The organism is Burkholderia sp. Se-20378 (assembly GCF_017104665.1).
Classification (GTDB): Bacteria; Pseudomonadota; Gammaproteobacteria; order Burkholderiales; family Burkholderiaceae; genus Burkholderia; species Burkholderia lata.
Window position 1 is genome coordinate 1 of the sequence record NZ_JAAGPG010000152.1, and the last position, 17,154, is coordinate 17,154.

The window sequence follows — 17,154 nt, forward strand, 5'->3', positions numbered from 1 at the left end:
TAGCGGCGCCCCCCGCACTTGGCCAGGACACGCGCGCGCTGCTCGGCGAGCTTGGCTACACGCCGGACGATGCGCGTGCGCTGATCGAAGCCGGTGTCGTCGCGGGGCAGCACGGCGCGGACGACGCGGCACCGGGCGGCGCGCCGTCGCCGAACGAACTGGCGAGCGCGTAGCGCGGCCGGGATTCATCGAACGAACAAAGGCGGCCCGACCGTGCCACGCACGGGCGCGGACCGCCCGATCCACGGAGACAACCATGACATCCGCTTCCCCGGCACTTACCGCCGATCGCGAGACCGACGCGTCGATCGAGCAACGGGCCGTGCGCAAGGCCGCGTGGCGCTTCATCCCGCTGCTCGCACTCGCGTATTTCTTCAACTACCTGGACCGCACGAGCGTCGGGTTCGCGGCGCTCACGATGAACCGCGATCTCGGGCTGACCGCGACGCAGTTCGGCTGGGGCGCGGGGATCATGTTCGCCGGCTACTGCGTGTTCGAAGTGCCGAGCAATCTCGCGCTGTACCGCTTCGGCGCGCGCCGCTGGCTCGCCCGCATCATGATCACGTGGGGCGTGATGGCGGCCGCGACTGCGCTTGCGACCGGGCCGACGAGCTTCTATGCGATCCGGCTGCTGCTCGGTATCGGCGAAGCCGGATTCTTTCCGGGCGTGATCTTCTTCCTCGCCGTGTGGTTTCCGGCGAGCTACCGCACGCGCGTGCTGGCGTGGTTCACCGTGTCGACGCCGCTGTCGTCGCTGATCGGCGGCCCGTTGTCGACGTGGCTGCTGCAGCTCGACGGCGTGCTCGGGCTCGCGGGATGGAAGTGGATGTTCATCGTCGAAGGGCTGCCGGCCTGCGCGCTCGGTTTTCTCGTGCTGAAGCTGCTGTCCGATTCGCCGTCGCATGCCGCGTGGCTGTCTGACGACGAGCGTGCGGCGCTGCAGCGCGCGTTCGAGCGCGACGGCGCGGCCGCCGGCCGCAAGAAGCGCTTCGGCGTCGCGCTGCGCGACGTGCGTGTGTACGTGCTCGCGCTGATCTCGTTCGGCTTCACGATGGGTTCCTACGGGATCGGCATCTGGCTGCCGCAGATGCTGAAGGCGCACGGCATGTCGACGATGCAGACGGGCTGGCTGTCAGCGGTGCCGTACTTCTTCGCGACCATCGCGCTGCTGTGGTGGGCGAAGCGCGTGGACCGGCGCGGCGGCCCGGTCGCGAACCTGGCGATCGGGTTGTTCATCGGCGCGGTGGCGCTCGGTGTGTCGACGCACTTCCTGACGCTCGGGCCGGCACTCGTCGGCATTACGCTCGCGCTGATCGGCACGATTGCCGGCCGCACGATCTTCTACACGCTGCCCTCGCGCTTCCTGTCCGGCCAGGCCGCGGCCGGCGGGCTGGCGCTGATCAACTCGATCGGCGCGCTCGGCGGCTTCGCGGGCCCTTATCTCGTCGGCTACCTGAAGGACAGCTTCGGCACCTTTACCGCCGGCATGCTCGGCCTCGCGATCGTGCTTGCGATCACGACGCTGCTGACGCTGTCGCTGTATGCGTTCGACCGGAGCGAATGACATGGACACGACAACTTCGATCAAGCGACGCCGGCTGCTCGGCGCGGCCGCCGCATCGCTTGCGCTGCCCGGGTTCACCGATACGCGCGCCGCGACCCAGGAAGGAGTTTCCCGCATGACGACGCAAAGCAACTATCTCGCGGTCCGCCCTGACTGGCTCGCGTCGGCGCTCGAACCCGCGCTCGAGCCCGACCTGCCGATCGTCGACGCGCATCATCATTTCTATGAACGGCCGGGCTGGATCTACATGCTCGACGATTATCTGCAGGATGCGCGCTCGGGCCACAACATCCAGGCGTCCGTCTACATGCAGGCGCAGACGCGCTATCGCGATTCGGGGCCGGCCGAACTGAAACCGGTGGGCGAGACGGCCTATGTCGCGGGCGTGACCGAGCCGCTGCAGCACGGCCCCGTGGCGGTCGCGAAAGGCATCGTCGGCCACGCGGACCTGCGTCTCGGCGAACGCGTGCGCGACGTGCTCGAAGCGCATCTCGAAGCCGGTCGCGGGCGCTTCCGCGGGGTTCGTCACCTGACGACATGGGATGCCGATCCGACGCTCGCCAATCCGCTGTCGGCGGTGCCGCGCGGGCTGCTGCTCGATCCCGCGTACCGCGCAGGCGTCGCGCAGCTCGCGCCGCTCGGGCTTTCGTATGACGCGTGGCTGTTCTTTCCGCAACTGCCCGAACTGTTCGAGCTCGCGAAGGCGAACCCCGATACGCGCGTCATCGTCAATCACTGCGGCGGCGTCGTGCGGATCGCCAGCTATGCCGACAAGCGGCCGGAGGTGTTCGAACGCTGGTCGGCGTCGATGCGCACGCTTGCGCAACTGCCGAACGTGTACGTGAAGGTCGGCGGGCTCGGGATGCGCATCAATGGTTTCGATTTCGAGAAGGGCGAGCGGCCGCCGTCTTCCGTGCAGCTCGCGGACACGTGGAAGCCGTGGATGATGACCTGTATCGACGCGTTCGGCCCCGGGCGCTGCATGTTCGAGAGCAATTTCCCGGTCGACAAGGGCTCGTATTCGTTCGTGAACGGCTGGAATGCGTTCAAGCGGCTGACCGCACAGGCGAGCCCGGACGAGCGCGACGCGCTGTTCCGCGGCACGGTCACGCGCGCCTACCGGCTCGGCTGACGCGCGCCGCGACGGGCCCGGCGTTTGCTTACCCGGCCTCCACCAGCGCCGCGAGCCTCGCCAGCGCCATCTGCCAGCCGGTCTCGTTGTCGGCGGCCGGCACGCCGGGCGGCACCCCGTCATGTACGGCGTCCACGCGCGTGCCGCCCGCTTCGTCGGACAGTGTGATCGTGATCGTCATTGCGCCGCGCAACATCGGATCGTCGGTTTCGAACACGTCGATCTCGACGATCTGCTGGTCCGGCACGAGCGTGACGAAGCGGCCGTGATAGGTATCGGTGCGCGCGGTGGTCTTGCCGGTGCCGGCCGACGGCGCGTCGTAGCTCAGCGACACGCGCAGCGCGCCGCCTTCGCGCGCGTCGTACGCATGCACGCGGCACGTCATGCCGTCGGGCACCTTCCATTGCTCGACCGCGTGCGGATCGAGCAGTGCGCGGTAGACGCGGCCGCGCGGGGCGTTCAGGTGCCGGCTGACCCGGGTCGAATGCGTGTGCGTGTGCAACATGTTGCCTCCCGCGGAGCGCGCGCGACGGTGCACGCCGGCGGCCGGCGTGTCGTCATGCTTCCTTCAGGAATCCTAGGCGCGCGCGACGCGCCATGCAATGGCCGCACACGCGGCCACGGTCGGCTCAGCGCAGCGCGGCCGCGAAGGCGTCGAGTTGCGTGATGCAGGTGTTCCAGCCCTCGAAGAAGCCGAGCGCTTCGTGGCGCTCGCGCGTGGCGGCGTCGGGATGCATCACGCGCGCTTCGTAGCGGCTGCCCGCATCGTCGTCGGCCATCGTGATGATCGCCGTAAAGCCCATCCATGGCGCCTGCGGCCGCCAGCCGCCCGTGAGCATCGACGTGAACGCGATGCGCGATTCCGGCACGATTTCGAGGAAGCAGCCGGGATTGTCGCTCGTGCCGCCGTCGGGGCCGCGCATGAACGTGTGGAAGGCGCCGCCCGGCTGCAGGTCGAATGCGCGCACTTCGGTGGTCCACGGTTTCGGGCACCACCATTCCTTCAGCAGTTCGGGGTCGGTCCATGCACGCCACAGCGCGTGGCGCGGGGCACGCAGCGTGCGCGTGATGACGAGATCGTGGGCTTCAGCGGGGTCGACGTGGCTTGCTGACATCTTGCTCCTCCTGGTGACGGCGTTCGACGAATTCGACGAGACGATCGGATCGGGCTTCCCACAGCGCGCGCTGCTCGGCGAGCCATGCCTCGGCTTCGGTTAGCCGGCTGCCGACCAATGTGCAGGTTCGCGAGCGGCCGGCTTTCCGGGTCCGGACGAGACCGCTGCGCTCGAGCACCGCGACGTGCTTCATGAACGACGGCAGCGCCATGTCGAACGGCGCGGCCAGCGCGGAGACGGTCCGTTCGCCGTGGCCGAGCGCGCTGACGATTGCGCAGCGCGTCGGATCGGCGAGGGCGTGGAAAACGTCGCTGATGCCGGGTTGAAAGTTAGCCATGCGGCTAAGTATAGGGAAAGCGGACGGCGATGCAACGGAATTTTTCGTCGCGTAGGATGATGGGGCGGTAACACGTGCCGACCGGGTGCGGCGTTGCCGCGCGCCTGCCGCCGTTGCGCGAGCCGCGACGGCCGGCTGGTGTTCCTTCCGATCCGGACGCACGCCGAACCCGCGTGTGCGACCCAACTGACTACCGGAGTGGGCATGACCGAATCTGTTACCGTCCGCCGCGTCGATGCGGGCGAAGCGATGTCCTGCGTCGATGCGCTGGCCGACGTGCTGATCGATTGCGTCGAGGGCGGCGCGTCCGTCAGTTTCATGTTGCCGATCGAGCGGCGGACCGCCGTCGCGTTCTGGACCAACGTCGCCGATGGCGTCGCGAACGGCGAGCGCATCCTGCTCATTGCCGAGGACGCGGCCGGCCGGATCGTCGGCACCGTGCAGGTCGTGACCGCGCAGCCCGAGAACCAGCCGCATCGCGCGGATATCTCGAAGATGCTGGTGTCGCGGCACGCGCGCCGACAGGGCATCGCCGCCCGGCTGATGGCGGCGGCCGACGTGGTCGCGCGCGACGCCGGCAAGACCGTGCTCGTGCTCGACACCGTGACGGGCGGCGACGCCGAGCGGCTGTACGAGCGGTCCGGCTGGCAGCGCGTCGGCATCGTGCCGAACTATGCGCTGATGCCCGACGGCGCGCTCTGCGCGACGACGTATTTCCACAAGCAGCTCGCGTAACGGCATTCGTCATGCATCCCGTCGCCCCGTCGCTCCTGCTCCTCACACTCGCGGCGGGCGCCGTGGCGCTGACCGCGCCGGTGGTGCTCGCGGTCGCGTGGCGGCGCCGCACGCAGGTGCCGTTGCGGGTGTTTTTCTACGGCATGCTGACCTTTTTCGTGTTCCAGCCGGTGCTGCGCCTGTCGTGGCAGGCGCCGTTGTTCCACTGGCTCGGGAACGATCCCCGCTGGCACCTGCCGATGCTCGTGTTCGCGGCGTTGACGGCCGGGCTCTTCGAGGAGTGCGGGCGCTGGGTCGCTTTTCGGTATCTGCTGCCGAAGCGACATGATGCGCCGACGGCCGTGATGCTCGGGCTCGGGCACGGCGGACTGGAAGCGATGCTGCTGGTCGGCGTCGGATTTATCGCGCTCGGTACCGGCTACCTGCTCGCGCGAGCGGGCATCGTGGTGCCTGAAGGTGCGCAGTCGCTGATCGGGTCGCAGTTCTCGGGCATGACACCCGCGTCGCCGTTTCTCGCGCTGTTCGAGCGCGCGAGCGCCATGGCCGCGCATGTGGGGCTGTCGCTGATCGTGCTGCAGGCATTCGTTCGGGGCACGACGCGCTGGCTCGCGTATGCGGTCGCATTTCATTTCCTGTTCGACCTCGCTGCCGTACTGCTGACGCGGTACTGGCATGTCGATACCGTGCTGGTCGAGGTGCTCCTGTTCGTGTGCAGTGTCGCGCTTCTGTGGCTGGGTCTGCGTTGGAGCCGCCGGGAAGCGGGCGCCGGCGACACGCGCACGGAGCACGCCGCGTGAAGGGGGACCGTGTCAGCCTTGGGCGGCAGGGTTCGCCGGACCGATGGCCGGCCGTTCTCCCGTGCGCCACTGGCTGACGAGGCTCAAGGCCATCCCGGCCGTGACGATCGCGATGCCCGCGAGCGCCGGCGCGTGTGGCCGTTCGCCCAGCAGCCGCATCGCCTCGAGCGTGGCGAATGGCGGCATCAGCGCGGCAAAGGTCGCGCCGATCGCCGGGCCGAGCGCGACGACGGCCTGGCTGAAACAGTAGAGCGCCAGTACCGACATCAGCACGCCCTGGTAGATCGCCTGCGTCGCGATGGCAGCGACCGGCGCATGCAGCACGGCGCCGCCGCGTACGGCCAGATAGAGCGGGCAGTAGAGCACCGCGGAGCCGACCGACACGACGGCCGTCGCGTGCAGCGCACCGGCGCCGGCGCGTTTCGTCGTGACGTTATAGACGGCCCACAGCAGGCCGCCGAGCATGAACAGCGCGAGGGCCGGCAACCCGATCGCGCCGCGCAGCGCATCGGACGCGGCCAGCGCGATGCCGGCCAGGATCGTGACGATGCCGGCGACCTGCGTGGCGCTCAGGCGTTCGTGCGCGACCTGCCGGCCAAGGATCGCCGTAAACGCGATCATGCTGCCCGGCGTCAGCGCGAAGTAGCCGACCGGCGCATGGCTCAACGCCGCCGCGACGGTCAGGATGTAGGGCGCGCCGGCACCGATCACCATCGACGCGATCGACGCCGGGCGCAGCGCGCCGAGGCCGCCGCGCAGCAGGACGGGCAGCAGCAGCGTGCCGGATACGGCGAAACGGATGAACGCGATGTCGTACGCATCGAGGGCCGAGTGCGTGACACCGAGGCGCGTGACGACCGGAAAGCCGCCCCAGATGAGCGCCGCGAGCAATCCGTAGCCGATGCCGGCGAGCCGTTCGTTTCCGTTCATGTCCTGTCCTGTCTTTGTCGTGCGGCCGTTGCGAGCCGATAGAGGACAAGGATGAGGTGCGCCTTGTAGTGCGTCCAATATATTATTTGGTCGCTATTAGGTCGTAAAAAGTCTTTGTTGCAACGAAGTGGTGGATCGCAATGGCAAGCGCCGGAATGTCTCTCCCACGTTGCGGCGAGTGCAAGCGGGCAACCGGACGCCGGCCGGGAAACAAGCCGGGCCGGAGACGTCGCCAGTCCGATATATTCACGCAGGAAGACTTCCGCAGAACGCCCCGGAACCACCGCCTCGATGAAACGCTCCCATGTCGCTTTCGCCCTCACGGGCCTGCTCGTCGCGCTGCCGATTGCCGCGTATGCGCTCGTCAAGCCGTTGCGCGTCGTCGCGCCCGCGCTGGTCCCCGGCGTATCGTGTCCGAGCGCCGATATCTGCACGGACGATGCCGCGAAGCTCGGCGACGCGCAGCAGCTCTATCGCGACGGCTATGCGCGCGCGGCGGCAGCCGTCGGTGCATTCCAGGAGGCGCCGCGCGTCGTGTTCTGCTCGACGCGGGCGTGTGCCGATGCGTTCGGCCTGGGCCAACGCGCGGCGCTGACGCTCGGGAATTTCGGCGTGGTCGTCGCGCCACGCGGCTGGCAGACCTACTTTCTCGCGCACGAGCTGATCCATCACCGGCAGGCCGAAGTGCTCGGCAACCTGGCCGTCGCGACCAAGCCGCGCTGGCTGATCGAAGGGATGGCGTATTCGCTCAGCGACGATCCGCGCCACCCGCTGGCGGAGCCGTTCGAAGCGTGGCGCACGCGTTTTGCCGCCTGGAATGCGGCGCGCGGCGCACAGCCGCTGTGGGATGCCGCACGGGCGGTCGAATAGCGCGGCAAGACGCTGAAACGTCGGCGCGCACGTCGCCACGCCAACACACGGCGCGAGCCGACACGTCACGACGTCATGACGCGGCTACGCCGGCGCGACCGGATCGTCGCGCCCGGCGGTGAGCGTGTCCCGCCCTGCCGCGAGGATCTCGTCGGCCAGCGCGGGATCGGTGCCGGCGATCGCGCGCGACAGCACGAGCGCGCCGACCATCTGGCTGAAGACCGCGACCGCGTCGCGACGCGTTTGCGCCGGCGTCGCGCCTTCCACGGCCACCATCCGTTCCAGCCGATCGAGATACGTGGCGAGGCCGTGCGCGTAGCACGCACGCGCCGCATCGGTCAGTCGCGGCGCATCGCCCGCGAAACCGGACAGCGGGCATCCGGCCTCGACGTTGTCGCGATGCGCGGCCGACAGATACAGCGCCACCTGCGCGTCGAGACTGCCGGCATTCGGCGAATCCGCGCGGTCCTGCATGGCCTTTTCCATCACCTCGGCGACCAGCGCATCTTTCGACTTGAAGTGGTTGTAGAAGCCGCCCTGCGTAAAGCCGGCTTCCTTCATCAGCTCCGTCAGCCCCACTGCGTCGACGCCGCGCGCGCGGAACAGCCGCTCGGCGGCCGCGACGATCGCGCTCCGGTTCTCGGCAGCCTGCTGTCTTGATACGCCCATCGATCTCTCCCTGATTTTTTCGATCGCATCGATTGGAAAACACAATGTCGATCACCATTGACATGCCCGAGCTGCGCGAACACAATGCATCGCAAAGACAATGGTGATCGACATTGACATCAAGTGTAGCCGACTTGGCGGCGGGAGCAAAGTCACGGCCGGAACACCGGATGGCAATCGGTTGGCGTCTTTGGCGCCGCAGGGGCAGGAAGGGCAGCGGACAGCTCCCCGTCTGCCGCCTGGCGGCGCAACGGTTCGATAGGCAACGGCAGTCTGGTTTTCCACCGGATCTCACGCGCGCGGCGAGCCGGCGTGCATGCGATTCATCATGCGAAAGGAACGAACATGAAGATCGAAGGTGCAGTGGTGTTCATCACGGGCGCGAACCGCGGGCTCGGGCTCGAGTTCGCGAAGCAGGCGCTCGCCAGAGGGGCGCGCAAGGTCTATGCGGCGGCACGCGATCCGGCCACCGTGACGCTGCCGGGCGTCGTGCCGGTGAAGCTCGACGTGACCGATCCGGCGGCCGTTGCCGCGGCGGCTGATGCCGCACGCGACGTCACGCTGCTGATCAACAACGCGGGCATCGCGCGGCTGGGCAGCCTGACCGACGACGGCGCGCCCGACGCGCTGCGCGATCACTTCGAAACCAACGTGTTCGGGATGCTGGCGATGTCGCGTGCGTTCGCGGGCATCCTCGCCGGCCATGGCGGCGGCGCGATCCTGAACATCCTGTCGGTCGCGAGCTGGGTGAACCGGCCGATCCTGGCGGGCTACGGCGTGTCGAAATCGGCCGCGTGGGCGTTGACCAACGGGCTGCGCCATTCGCTGCGCGAGCAGCACACGCAGGTCGTCGGGCTGCATGCCGGCTTCATCGATACCGACCTGACGGCCGGCCTCGACGTGCCGAAGGCGACGCCGGCCGACGTCGTGCGCCAGGCGTACGAAGCGATCGAAGCGGGGGAGGAAGAGGTGTCGACCGACGAACTCACGCGGCACGTGAAGGCCACGCTGTCGTCGGGCGTCTATCTGGAAGAACCGGCGCCGCGTTGACGCCACCGGTATCCCGAGCCCGCTGCCCTCGCTGCGCGTGCAGTGGGGGCGGCGGGCCGGGTCGTCAGACGGTGGTGTCGATGATGCCCGGGATCTTCACGTCCGGGTTCACGTCCGCGTCGTAGTCGACGCCGGCGATCTCGAAGCCGAACAGGCGCAGGAACTCGGTCTTGTAGCCGGTGAAGTCGGTCAGCTCGTACAGGTTGTCGTTCGTCACGTGGTTCCACTGCGCGACGACCTTCGCCTGCACCTGCGGATCGAGCTCCTTGTAGTCCGCGCGCAGGCGGCCTTCTTCGTCGACGTGCGGCGTCGCGCCGTACAGGCTGTCCTTGAACAGGCCGTACACCTGCTCGATGCAGCCTTCGTGCGTGCCGCTTTCCTTCATCGTCTTGAACAGCAGCGACAGGTACAGCGGCATCATCGGGATCGCCGAGCTGGCCTGCGTGACGACGGCCTTCAGCACCGACACGCGCGCGTCGCCGCCGTGCGCGGCCAGCTGGTCGCGGATCGACAGCACCTTCTTGTCGAGATCCTTCTTCGCTTCGCCGATCGAGCCGTTCCAGTAGATGTCGTGCGTGATCTGCTCTCCGAGATACGTGAACGCGGTGGTCTTCGCGCCGTCGGCCAGCACGCCGGCTTCATCGAGCGCGTCGATCCACATCTGCCAGTCCTCGCCGCCCATCACGGCGACGGTGCCGTCGATCTCTTCCTGCGTCGCCGGTTCCAGCGTGACGTCGCGGATCACTTCCTTGTCGGTGTCGAGGCCGCGGAACGTGACCGTCTTGCCGATCGGCTTGAGCGTCGAGCTGATGGTTTCGCCCGTCTTCGGATGCGTGCGACGCGGTGCCGCGAGGCTGTAGACGACGAGATCGACCTTGCCGAGATCCTGCTTGATGGTGTCGATCGTGACCTGCTTGACCTTGTCGGAGAATGCGTCGCCGTTGATGCTGCGCGCATAGCGCCCCTTTTCAGCGGCGAATTTCTCGAACGCGGCGGTGTTGTACCAGCCGGCCGTGCCCGGCTTCGTTTCGCTGCCGGCGCGCTCGAAGAACACGCCGAGCGTGTCCGCGTCCGAGCCGAAAGCGGCGGAGATCCGGGCGGCGAGGCCGTAGCCGGTCGACGCGCCGATCACGAGCACCTTTTTCGGGCCGTTGGCGATCGGGCCGTGCGAAGTCACGTAGTCGATCTGTTCCTTGACGTTGGCTTCGCAGCCGACCGGATGAGTCGTCACGCAGATGAAGCCACGCACGCGCGGTTTGATGATCATGGAAACCTCTAGTCAGAAAGGCTGGGACGGCCTGAATTCGGGAAAATCCCGCGCATTGTAATGGATGCGGCAGATCGCGGGCGGGCGCGGCCGGAACCCGGCGGATCGTTCAGTTATTTCTCTCTTGACAGAAATAACTGAAATGCCTAAATTTCACGTCATGGAACTCACACCGATTGCCGAACGATTCATTCTCCACTGGGGCGAAATGGGCTCGCGGTGGGGCGTCAACCGCACCGTCTCGCAGATCCACGCGCTGCTCTATCTGGCCGGCCGGCCGATTGCGGCCGACGAGATCGCCGAGACGCTCAACGTGGCACGCTCCAACGTCAGCACGAGCCTGAAGGAGCTGCAGGCATGGCGGCTGGCGAAGGTCGTGCACGTGCTGGGCGACCGCCGCGACCACTTCGAGACGTCGACCGACATCTGGGAGCTGTTCAAGCTGATCGTCGAAGGGCGGCGGCAGCGCGAGATCGAGCCGACGCTTTCGGTGCTGCGCGACTGCCTGACGAATCCGGAGATCGCGAACGAGAGCCGCGAGACCGAACAGCGCATCCGCGACACGCTGCAGTTCGTCGAGACGCTCACGACCTGGTCGGACGAGATGCTGCGGCTCAAGCCCGATACGCTGATGAAGGCGCTCGGCATCGGCGCGAAGATCAGCCAGACGGTCAGGCGCAAGCCGTCGAAGTAAGCGGGTCACGCAGTGCGGGCAGCGAGCCCGCTTTTTTCGGGGTTGTTATTTCTGTCTGTACAGAAATAACTGTAAATAGAGGATGAAAATGAATGCCGTCTTGCCGTCGACCTGCCCGCATGGCCGCACCGGGGCGCGCAGCATGACCGTTCTCGTGTGCGGCGCGAACGGCTTCATCGGGCGGGCACTGTGCGCGCAGCTCGAAGCCGGCGGCCATCGCGTGCTGCGCGGCGTGCGTCAGGCGGTTGGCCCGTCCGATGTCGCGATCGACTTCTCGAAGGACGTCGACCCGGACGCGTGGCTCGCGCGGCTGAAGGGCGTCGACGTGGTGATCAATGCGGTCGGCATTCTTGCCGATCAGCGCGGCGCGACGCTCGACGCCGTGCATCGCGCCGCGCCTTGCGCGCTTTTCACCGCGTGCTGCCGCGCCGGCGTGCGGCGCGTGATCCAGATCTCGGCACTCGGCGTCGAGCGTGGCGATACGCGCTACTTCGCCAGCAAGCACGCTGCCGACCGCTTCCTGCAGACGCTGCCGATCGACTCCCGGATCGTGCGTCCCGCGCTCGTCTATGGCACGGCCGGCGCGTCCGCGCGGTTTTTCAGGATGCTCGCGAGCCTGCCGGTGCAGGTCCTGCCGGCCGGTGGCCATCAGCGGCTGCGCCCCGTGCACGTCGACGATCTCGCCGAAGTCGTGGCTCGATGCATCGATGCGCCGGCGGTCGGCGGCCCGGTGATCGACGTGGTCGGCACCGACGAAGTCGAATACCGCGAGATGCTGGCCCGCTATCGCGCCGCGTTGGGGTTTCCGCCGGCCGCCCGCATTGCATTGCCGGGCCCGCTGGCCGGCGTCGCGGCCACGGTGTTCGGCATGCTGCCGGGCGCGATGTTCACGCGCGACACGTGGGCCATGCTGCGTGGCGGGAACACCGGCGATCCGGCCGCCGCCACGGCGATGCTTGGCCGGCCGCCGCGCGGGATCGACGGCTTCATCGGCGCGGAAGCCGCCGCGCTGCGTCGCGACGCGCTCGCGATGTGGCGTCGTCCGCTGCTGCTGGGCGCGCTGGCGATCGTGTGGATCTGGACGGCGCTCGCCAGCGCGTTCGTCCATCCGCTGCAGTCGAGCCTCGCGCTGCTCGCGCCTGCGCACTTGACCGGGCTGCCTGCGCTGATCGCGCTCTACGCGGCCAGCGCGCTGGACTTCGCGTTCGGCATCGCAACCGTCGTCGCGCCGTCGCGCCGGCTGTGGGTCGCGCAAGCCGCGCTGATCGTCGCGTATTCGGCGGTCATCGCGATCACGATGCCGGGCCTGCTCGCCGAGCCGTTCGGCCCCGTGCTCAAGAACGTGCCGATTCTCGCCATCCTGTTGATCCTTTTTTCAGAAGAAGAACAAGCATGAATACCTATCTCGTCATCAAGGCGCTTCACATCCTGTCCTCGGTGCTGCTGGTCGGCACGGGGTTCGGCACCGCGTTCTACCTGTTCTTCGCGAACCGCACGCGCTCGGTGCCCGCGATCGCGGCCGTGTCGCGGCTCGTGGTGCGCGCGGACTGGTGGTTCACGACGCCGGCCGTGATCTTCCAGCCGGCATCGGGGCTCTGGCTCGCGCACACGGCCGGCTGGCCGTGGCATACGCCGTGGCTCGTCGCGTCGATCGTGCTGTATGCGATCGCCGGCGCGTGCTGGCTGCCGGTCGTGTGGCTGCAGGTCGAACTGGCCGCGATGGCGAAGCTCGCTCACGCGAACGGCGCTGCCGCGCTGCCGGAACGGTACTGGCGCTATGCGAAGCGCTGGGAACTGCTCGGCTATCCGGCGTTCTTCGCGATGCTGACCGTCTACTTCCTGATGGTGCTCAAGCCGATGTAAGCGTGTCGCCCGTCGCACGGGAGCGGCGGAGCGGCACAGCGGAAAGCAGTCGATCGATTCATGAAGCATGCAACAGAAAAAAGAAGGAATGCGAATCATGAGCTCAAGTGAACTGGTGCTGTACTTCGACGGACGATGTCCGTTATGCGTGGCGGAGATCAAGCGTCTCGCGGCGCGCGACGCGCGACACCGGCTGGCTTTCGTCGATATCGCGGAGACGGGTTTCGATCCCGCGCCGCTGGGCGTCGACCTGCCCGCGCTGAATCGCGAGTTGCACGCGCGCCTGCCCGACGGACGCATGTTGACCGGCGTGGACAGCATCCTGGCCGCCCAAGCGCTGACCGGGCGCCGCTGGCTCGTCCGGTTGCTTCGCATGCCGGCCGTGCGTCGTGCGCTGACGCCGCTGTATCGCCGCTTCGCGCGCAACCGGCATGTCGTCTCGCGCTGGCTCGGCTATCGCGCCGAAGCGCCGTGCGACGGGGCGACATGCGTTAGCGGTCGCGACCGTGCCGCCGAACCCGTGGCGGATCGTTCGGCGGGTGACGCTGCGCGCCGCATCGTGGTGAGCTGGATGTACTGCGCGGCGATCGCACACCTGCTCGTCGGCATTGCCGTTCCGTGGGTTGCCGGCACGCCGTGGCTCGACGCGTATCACCGCGTCATCGAGCTGCATTTCTGGGCGGGAACCGCGCCCGAACCGGCGCGTGCGCAGCAGATCTGGTGGATGTCGCTGATTGGCGCGACGGTGCAATGTGCGTCGGTCTGGATGCTGGCGCTCGTGCACCTCGGCAACCGGCTGCGCCGGCGGGAGGTGTGGGGATGGCTGCTGGCCGGCCTGCTGATCTGGGCGCCGCAGGACCTGCTGTTTTCATTGCAGGCCCATGTACTGGGCCATGTGGCGATCGACGCGGCGGCACTCGTTGCGATGGTGCCGCCGCTTGTCTGGCTTTGGAGGAGGGACGCCGTATGAACACCTTGCCTGCTTTCGACTGGGCGCTCAACCTGCTGATCGTGCAGGGCGCGATGGGCGCATTCGATACGCTCTATCACCACGAACTCACGCAGGATCTCCCGCACAGCCCGCGTGCGCGGCTCGAGCTGGGAATTCATGCGGTGCGTTCCGTGCTTTACGGTCTCGTGTTCGCGTCGATCGCGAACGTCGCCTTTCACGGCGCGTGGGTCGCGGCCCTCGCGGCGGTGGTCGTCGTCGAGGTGGTGCTGACGTTGTGGGATTTCGTCGTCGAGGACCAGAGCCGCAAGCTGCCGGCGACCGAACGCGTGCTGCACACGCTGCTGGCCGTCAACGGCGGCGCGCTGTTCGGGATGATCGCGATGCAGCTGGCCGTGTGGGCGCGGGAGCCGACCGCGCTGCACGCGCTCGACCTCGGCTGGCGCGGCTGGGTGCTGAGCCTCTTCGCCGTCGGCGTGGCGATATCGGGAATCCGCGACGGGATCGCGGCCTGCCGGATCGCGCGACACGCGCCGGTCGCCAATCCGTTCGCGGGGCAGCCGCCGGGGAACGTGCTCGTCACCGGCGGGACCGGCTTCATCGGCGAAACCCTCGTGAACCAGCTGCTCGATGCGGGGCATGCGGTCACGTTGCTGGCGCGCGATCCACTGCGTGCGGCCTACCAGTTTCACGGCCGCGTGCGCAGCGTCACGTCCGTCGAGCAACTGCAGCCGCACGAGCGTTTCGACACGGTCATCAATCTCGCGGGCGCGCCGGTGCTCGGTGCTCGCTGGAGCAAGCGCCGGCAGGCGGTGCTGCTCGCCAGCCGCGTCGGCGTCACGGAATCGCTGATGCGCTGGGTCGAGACGGCCGAGGTCAAGCCGCGCACGTGGATCCAGGCATCGGCGATCGGTTACTACGGCGTGCGTCCTGCCGACGAGCGGCTCGACGAAGGCAGCAGCGCCGGCACCGGCTTCATGTCCGAGCTGTGCCGGCAGTGGGAGCAGTCCGCACAGCCGCTCGCCCGCCACGGCGTGCGCTCGGTGGTGCTGCGGCTGGGCGTCGTGTTCGGCCCCGGCGGCGCGCTGCGCCCGATGCTGTTGCCGCATTACTTCGGGATGGGCGGGCGATTCGGCGACGGCACGCAGGTGATGAGCTGGATCCACCGGGACGACGTGCTGCGGATCGTCGCGCGTGCGATGGCGAACCCGGGCATGCGCGGCGTCTACAACGCGGTCGCACCCGCGCCGTTGACCCAGCGCGAGTTCGTACAGGTCGTGTCGAAGGTGCTGCATCGCCCGGCCTGGCTGCACGTGCCGGCCGCGCCGCTGCGGGTCGCGATGGGCGAGATGGCCGAGCTGCTGCTGGACGGGCAGCGCGTGATGCCGGCGCGGCTGCATCAGGACGGATTCATGTTCCGGTTCCCGACCGCCGAGCACGCGCTGCGTGACCTGACGAATCGGTTGCACGCGGATTTTCCGCGCACGGCCTGTCGTTTGCCCCGAGGTCGCGTATAAACTCGACGTGAATGCGTTCGGGACGTGTCGTGCGTCCCGGGCGCTCCGCATCCGACCTCACAAGGAGACTGCATGCTGCACATCCTCGGCAAGATCCCGTCCATCAACGTTCGCAAGGTGCTGTGGCTGTGCACCGAGCTGAACCTGCCGTTCGAACAGGAAGACTGGGGCGCGGGCTTCCGCACGACCAACGATCCGGCCTATCTCGCGCTGAATCCGAACGGTCTCGTGCCCGTCATCAAGGACGACGATTTCGTGCTCTGGGAATCGAACACGATCATCCGTTACCTCGCGAACCGCTATGGCGGTGACGCGCTCTATCCGGCCGAGCCGCAGGCGCGCGCGCGGGTCGATCAATGGATCGACTGGCAGGGCGCCGACCTGAACCGTTCGTGGGTGGGCGCGTTCCTCGGCCTCGTGCGGAAATCGCCCGATCACCAGGATCCGGCCGGCATCGCGCAGTCGATCGCGGGCTGGACGAAGCATATGCAGGTGCTGAACGCACGGCTCGAAGCGACCGGTGCGTACGTGGCCGGCAACGGCTTCACGCTCGCGGACATTCCGATCGGGCTGTCGGTGAATCGCTGGTTCGGCACGCCGTTCGAGCATCCGGATTTCCCGGCGGTATCGCGCTATATCGAACGTCTCGCGACGCGCGAAGGCTTCCAGAAATACGCGGGCAGCGCGAACCCGTGATGCGTCGCGGGTCGTGCACGGCGCGGCGGCATCGCAATCGCCGCCGCGTCCGCGTCACGCCCGGCATCACGGCATCACGGGCCGGTTGTCACGCGCCCGGCGCCGGCAAAGCGTCGAGCACGCGCGCGAGAAACGCCTCGTGATTCCACGCGGATTCCGGCCGCGACAGCCCGAGCCGCACGACTACCAGCTGCCGGCTCGGCACCACGCTCACGAACTGGCCTTCATGGCCGACTGCATGAAACGCGTCGGCCGGCATCGCGACCGCATGCGGATCGCGATCGTTGAACGGCTCCGGCACCTTGACCCACAGCTGCGCGCCATACTCCTGACGCTCAGACTGCGGCGTCGCACGCGTCAGATAGCGCACCCAGCCTTCCGGTAGCAGCCGCTGCCCGTCCCACACACCATCCTGCAGCAGCAACTGCCCGAAGCGCGCCCAGTCACGCGCGCTCGCATACATGTACGACGGGCTGACGAGCGTGCCGGACGCATCGGGCTCGAACACGGCACTGCGCATCCCGAGCGGCGCGAACAGCGCGCGGCGCGGAAACGCGAGGTAGTCATCCTCGCTGCCGCCCAGCGCTTCGCGCATCACGCGCGCGACGATCGCGCTCGTGCCGCTCGAGTAGGACCACCGCGTGCCGGGTGTCGCGGCGAGCGGCTTCGCCGAGGCAAACCGTGCGGTATCGGGCTGCGCGTACAGCATCAACGCGACGTCGGACAGCGGATCGTCGTAGTCCTCGTTGAATTGCAGGCCGCTCGTCATGCGCAGCAGCTCGTCGAGCGTGATGGCCGCGCGCGGATCGCCGCCGCCGCGCCATTCGGGCAGCAGCGCCGACGAATCGGCCGAGAGCTTGTGCTGCGCGACGAGCATGCCGACCAGCGCGGCCGTCACGGTCTTCGTCATCGACCAGCCGGGCAGCGGCGTGTCGGCGGTGAAGCCGGGCGCATAGCGTTCGGCGATCA

General features: G+C 68.0%; 19 protein-coding genes and 1 pseudogene. 13 read left to right on the forward strand and 7 right to left on the reverse strand.

Annotated features, from left to right (window positions below):
- From G3N93_RS41590 to G3N93_RS17735, 3 genes and pseudogenes are all read left to right on the forward strand, one after another.
- A pseudogene (locus G3N93_RS41590) lies at window positions 1–173 on the forward strand (CoA transferase); the annotation flags it as partial.
- An 83-nt stretch (window positions 174–256) separates the two neighbouring features.
- Window positions 257–1,564, forward strand: a complete 1,308-nt coding sequence (locus G3N93_RS17730; protein ID WP_174941990.1) for an MFS transporter — start codon at window positions 257–259, stop codon at window positions 1,562–1,564.
- 1 nt (window position 1,565) lies between these two features.
- Window positions 1,566–2,696 carry an amidohydrolase gene (locus G3N93_RS17735; protein ID WP_206133607.1) on the forward strand — a complete coding sequence of 377 codons (1,131 nt, stop codon included), beginning with the start codon at window positions 1,566–1,568 and terminating at the stop codon, window positions 2,694–2,696.
- 28 nt (window positions 2,697–2,724) lie between these two features.
- Here the strand turns inward: G3N93_RS17735 and G3N93_RS17740 are convergent, their stop codons facing one another.
- From G3N93_RS17740 to G3N93_RS17750, 3 genes are all read right to left on the reverse strand, one after another.
- Window positions 2,725–3,201 carry an SRPBCC family protein gene (locus G3N93_RS17740; protein WP_174989445.1) on the reverse strand — a complete coding sequence of 159 codons (477 nt, stop codon included), beginning with the start codon at window positions 3,199–3,201 and terminating at the stop codon, window positions 2,725–2,727.
- A gap of 124 nt (window positions 3,202–3,325) precedes the next feature.
- Entirely contained in the window at window positions 3,326–3,811 is a 486-nt protein-coding gene (locus tag G3N93_RS17745; protein WP_174989444.1) for an SRPBCC family protein, read from the reverse strand.
- Window positions 3,783–4,148, reverse strand: coding sequence for a helix-turn-helix transcriptional regulator (locus G3N93_RS17750; RefSeq protein WP_206133608.1), 366 nt, complete (start codon window positions 4,146–4,148; stop codon window positions 3,783–3,785). The genes G3N93_RS17745 and G3N93_RS17750 overlap by 29 nt, the downstream gene beginning before the upstream one ends.
- A 204-nt stretch (window positions 4,149–4,352) precedes the next feature.
- On the opposite strand from G3N93_RS17750, the gene G3N93_RS17755 reads away from it, so the two are divergent.
- Together G3N93_RS17755 and G3N93_RS17760 are read left to right on the forward strand one after the other, a co-directional pair.
- Window positions 4,353–4,883, forward strand: coding sequence for a GNAT family N-acetyltransferase (locus tag G3N93_RS17755; RefSeq protein WP_206133609.1), 531 nt, complete (start codon window positions 4,353–4,355; stop codon window positions 4,881–4,883).
- 11 nt (window positions 4,884–4,894) lie between these two features.
- Entirely contained in the window at window positions 4,895–5,680 is a 786-nt protein-coding gene (locus G3N93_RS17760) for a YhfC family intramembrane metalloprotease (protein WP_174942000.1), read from the forward strand.
- Between the two features lie 12 nt (window positions 5,681–5,692).
- On the opposite strand, the gene G3N93_RS17765 is transcribed toward G3N93_RS17760, so the two are convergent.
- Complete coding sequence (locus G3N93_RS17765) at window positions 5,693–6,610, reverse strand: DMT family transporter (protein ID WP_206133610.1); 918 nt, start codon at window positions 6,608–6,610, stop codon at window positions 5,693–5,695.
- Between the two features lie 291 nt (window positions 6,611–6,901).
- Between G3N93_RS17765 and G3N93_RS17770 the strand changes: the two genes are divergently transcribed.
- Window positions 6,902–7,480 (forward strand): hypothetical protein, encoded by a 579-nt coding sequence (locus tag G3N93_RS17770; protein ID WP_174989439.1) that lies wholly within the window; start codon window positions 6,902–6,904, stop codon window positions 7,478–7,480.
- Window positions 7,481–7,564: 84 nt separating this feature from the next.
- Here G3N93_RS17770 and G3N93_RS17775 read toward each other — a convergent pair whose 3' ends face one another.
- Complete coding sequence (locus G3N93_RS17775; protein WP_011353809.1) at window positions 7,565–8,149, reverse strand: TetR/AcrR family transcriptional regulator; 585 nt, start codon at window positions 8,147–8,149, stop codon at window positions 7,565–7,567.
- A 345-nt stretch (window positions 8,150–8,494) separates the two neighbouring features.
- Here G3N93_RS17775 and G3N93_RS17780 point away from each other — a divergent pair, with 345 nt between their 5' ends.
- On the forward strand, window positions 8,495–9,199 hold the full coding sequence (locus G3N93_RS17780) for an SDR family oxidoreductase (RefSeq protein WP_174942006.1): 705 nt from the start codon (window positions 8,495–8,497) through the stop codon (window positions 9,197–9,199).
- 64 nt (window positions 9,200–9,263) lie between these two features.
- On the opposite strand, the gene fabV is transcribed toward G3N93_RS17780, so the two are convergent.
- Window positions 9,264–10,466 carry an enoyl-ACP reductase FabV gene (fabV, locus tag G3N93_RS17785; RefSeq protein ID WP_174942008.1) on the reverse strand — a complete coding sequence of 401 codons (1,203 nt, stop codon included), beginning with the start codon at window positions 10,464–10,466 and terminating at the stop codon, window positions 9,264–9,266.
- A gap of 160 nt (window positions 10,467–10,626) precedes the next feature.
- Between fabV and G3N93_RS17790 the strand changes: the two genes are divergently transcribed.
- The 6 genes from G3N93_RS17790 (at window position 10,627) to G3N93_RS17815 (ending at window position 16,185) form a co-directional block, all read left to right on the forward strand.
- Window positions 10,627–11,160, forward strand: coding sequence for a GbsR/MarR family transcriptional regulator (locus tag G3N93_RS17790; RefSeq protein WP_174942191.1), 534 nt, complete (start codon window positions 10,627–10,629; stop codon window positions 11,158–11,160).
- Between the two features lie 88 nt (window positions 11,161–11,248).
- Window positions 11,249–12,556 (forward strand): SDR family oxidoreductase, encoded by a 1,308-nt coding sequence (locus G3N93_RS17795; protein WP_206133611.1) that lies wholly within the window; start codon window positions 11,249–11,251, stop codon window positions 12,554–12,556.
- A complete protein-coding gene (locus G3N93_RS17800) occupies window positions 12,553–13,023 on the forward strand; it encodes a DUF2269 domain-containing protein (RefSeq protein WP_174942012.1) in 471 nt (156 codons plus the stop codon). The genes G3N93_RS17795 and G3N93_RS17800 overlap by 4 nt, the downstream gene beginning before the upstream one ends.
- A 97-nt stretch (window positions 13,024–13,120) precedes the next feature.
- Window positions 13,121–13,993 (forward strand): thiol-disulfide oxidoreductase DCC family protein, encoded by an 873-nt coding sequence (locus G3N93_RS17805; protein ID WP_206133612.1) that lies wholly within the window; start codon window positions 13,121–13,123, stop codon window positions 13,991–13,993.
- Window positions 13,990–15,489 carry a TIGR01777 family oxidoreductase gene (locus G3N93_RS17810; RefSeq protein WP_206133613.1) on the forward strand — a complete coding sequence of 500 codons (1,500 nt, stop codon included), beginning with the start codon at window positions 13,990–13,992 and terminating at the stop codon, window positions 15,487–15,489. Before G3N93_RS17805 ends, G3N93_RS17810 begins: the two co-directional genes overlap by 4 nt.
- A 72-nt stretch (window positions 15,490–15,561) precedes the next feature.
- Window positions 15,562–16,185, forward strand: a complete 624-nt coding sequence (locus G3N93_RS17815) for a glutathione S-transferase family protein (protein ID WP_206133614.1) — start codon at window positions 15,562–15,564, stop codon at window positions 16,183–16,185.
- An 88-nt stretch (window positions 16,186–16,273) separates the two neighbouring features.
- Here G3N93_RS17815 and G3N93_RS17820 read toward each other — a convergent pair.
- A partial coding sequence (locus G3N93_RS17820) for a serine hydrolase (RefSeq protein WP_206133615.1) occupies window positions 16,274–17,154 on the reverse strand: 881 nt, incomplete at its 5' end.

Coding starts and splice junctions, on each gene's coding strand:
- G3N93_RS17755 (WP_206133609.1), top strand. CDS start 4,353: ATGACCGAATCTGTTACCGTCCGCCGCGTCGATGCGGGCGAAGCGATG.
- G3N93_RS17750 (WP_206133608.1), bottom strand. CDS start 4,148: ATGGCTAACTTTCAACCCGGCATCAGCGACGTTTTCCACGCCCTCGCC.
- G3N93_RS17780 (WP_174942006.1), top strand. CDS start 8,495: ATGAAGATCGAAGGTGCAGTGGTGTTCATCACGGGCGCGAACCGCGGG.
- G3N93_RS17745 (WP_174989444.1), bottom strand. CDS start 3,811: ATGTCAGCAAGCCACGTCGACCCCGCTGAAGCCCACGATCTCGTCATC.
- G3N93_RS17795 (WP_206133611.1), top strand. CDS start 11,249: ATGAATGCCGTCTTGCCGTCGACCTGCCCGCATGGCCGCACCGGGGCG.
- G3N93_RS17800 (WP_174942012.1), top strand. CDS start 12,553: ATGAATACCTATCTCGTCATCAAGGCGCTTCACATCCTGTCCTCGGTG.
- G3N93_RS17790 (WP_174942191.1), top strand. CDS start 10,627: ATGGAACTCACACCGATTGCCGAACGATTCATTCTCCACTGGGGCGAA.
- fabV (WP_174942008.1), bottom strand. CDS start 10,466: ATGATCATCAAACCGCGCGTGCGTGGCTTCATCTGCGTGACGACTCAT.
- G3N93_RS17765 (WP_206133610.1), bottom strand. CDS start 6,610: ATGAACGGAAACGAACGGCTCGCCGGCATCGGCTACGGATTGCTCGCG.
- G3N93_RS17815 (WP_206133614.1), top strand. CDS start 15,562: ATGCTGCACATCCTCGGCAAGATCCCGTCCATCAACGTTCGCAAGGTG.
- G3N93_RS17775 (WP_011353809.1), bottom strand. CDS start 8,149: ATGGGCGTATCAAGACAGCAGGCTGCCGAGAACCGGAGCGCGATCGTC.
- G3N93_RS17770 (WP_174989439.1), top strand. CDS start 6,902: ATGAAACGCTCCCATGTCGCTTTCGCCCTCACGGGCCTGCTCGTCGCG.
- G3N93_RS17735 (WP_206133607.1), top strand. CDS start 1,566: ATGGACACGACAACTTCGATCAAGCGACGCCGGCTGCTCGGCGCGGCC.
- G3N93_RS17810 (WP_206133613.1), top strand. CDS start 13,990: ATGAACACCTTGCCTGCTTTCGACTGGGCGCTCAACCTGCTGATCGTG.
- G3N93_RS17760 (WP_174942000.1), top strand. CDS start 4,895: ATGCATCCCGTCGCCCCGTCGCTCCTGCTCCTCACACTCGCGGCGGGC.
- G3N93_RS17730 (WP_174941990.1), top strand. CDS start 257: ATGACATCCGCTTCCCCGGCACTTACCGCCGATCGCGAGACCGACGCG.
- G3N93_RS17740 (WP_174989445.1), bottom strand. CDS start 3,201: ATGTTGCACACGCACACGCATTCGACCCGGGTCAGCCGGCACCTGAAC.
- G3N93_RS17805 (WP_206133612.1), top strand. CDS start 13,121: ATGAGCTCAAGTGAACTGGTGCTGTACTTCGACGGACGATGTCCGTTA.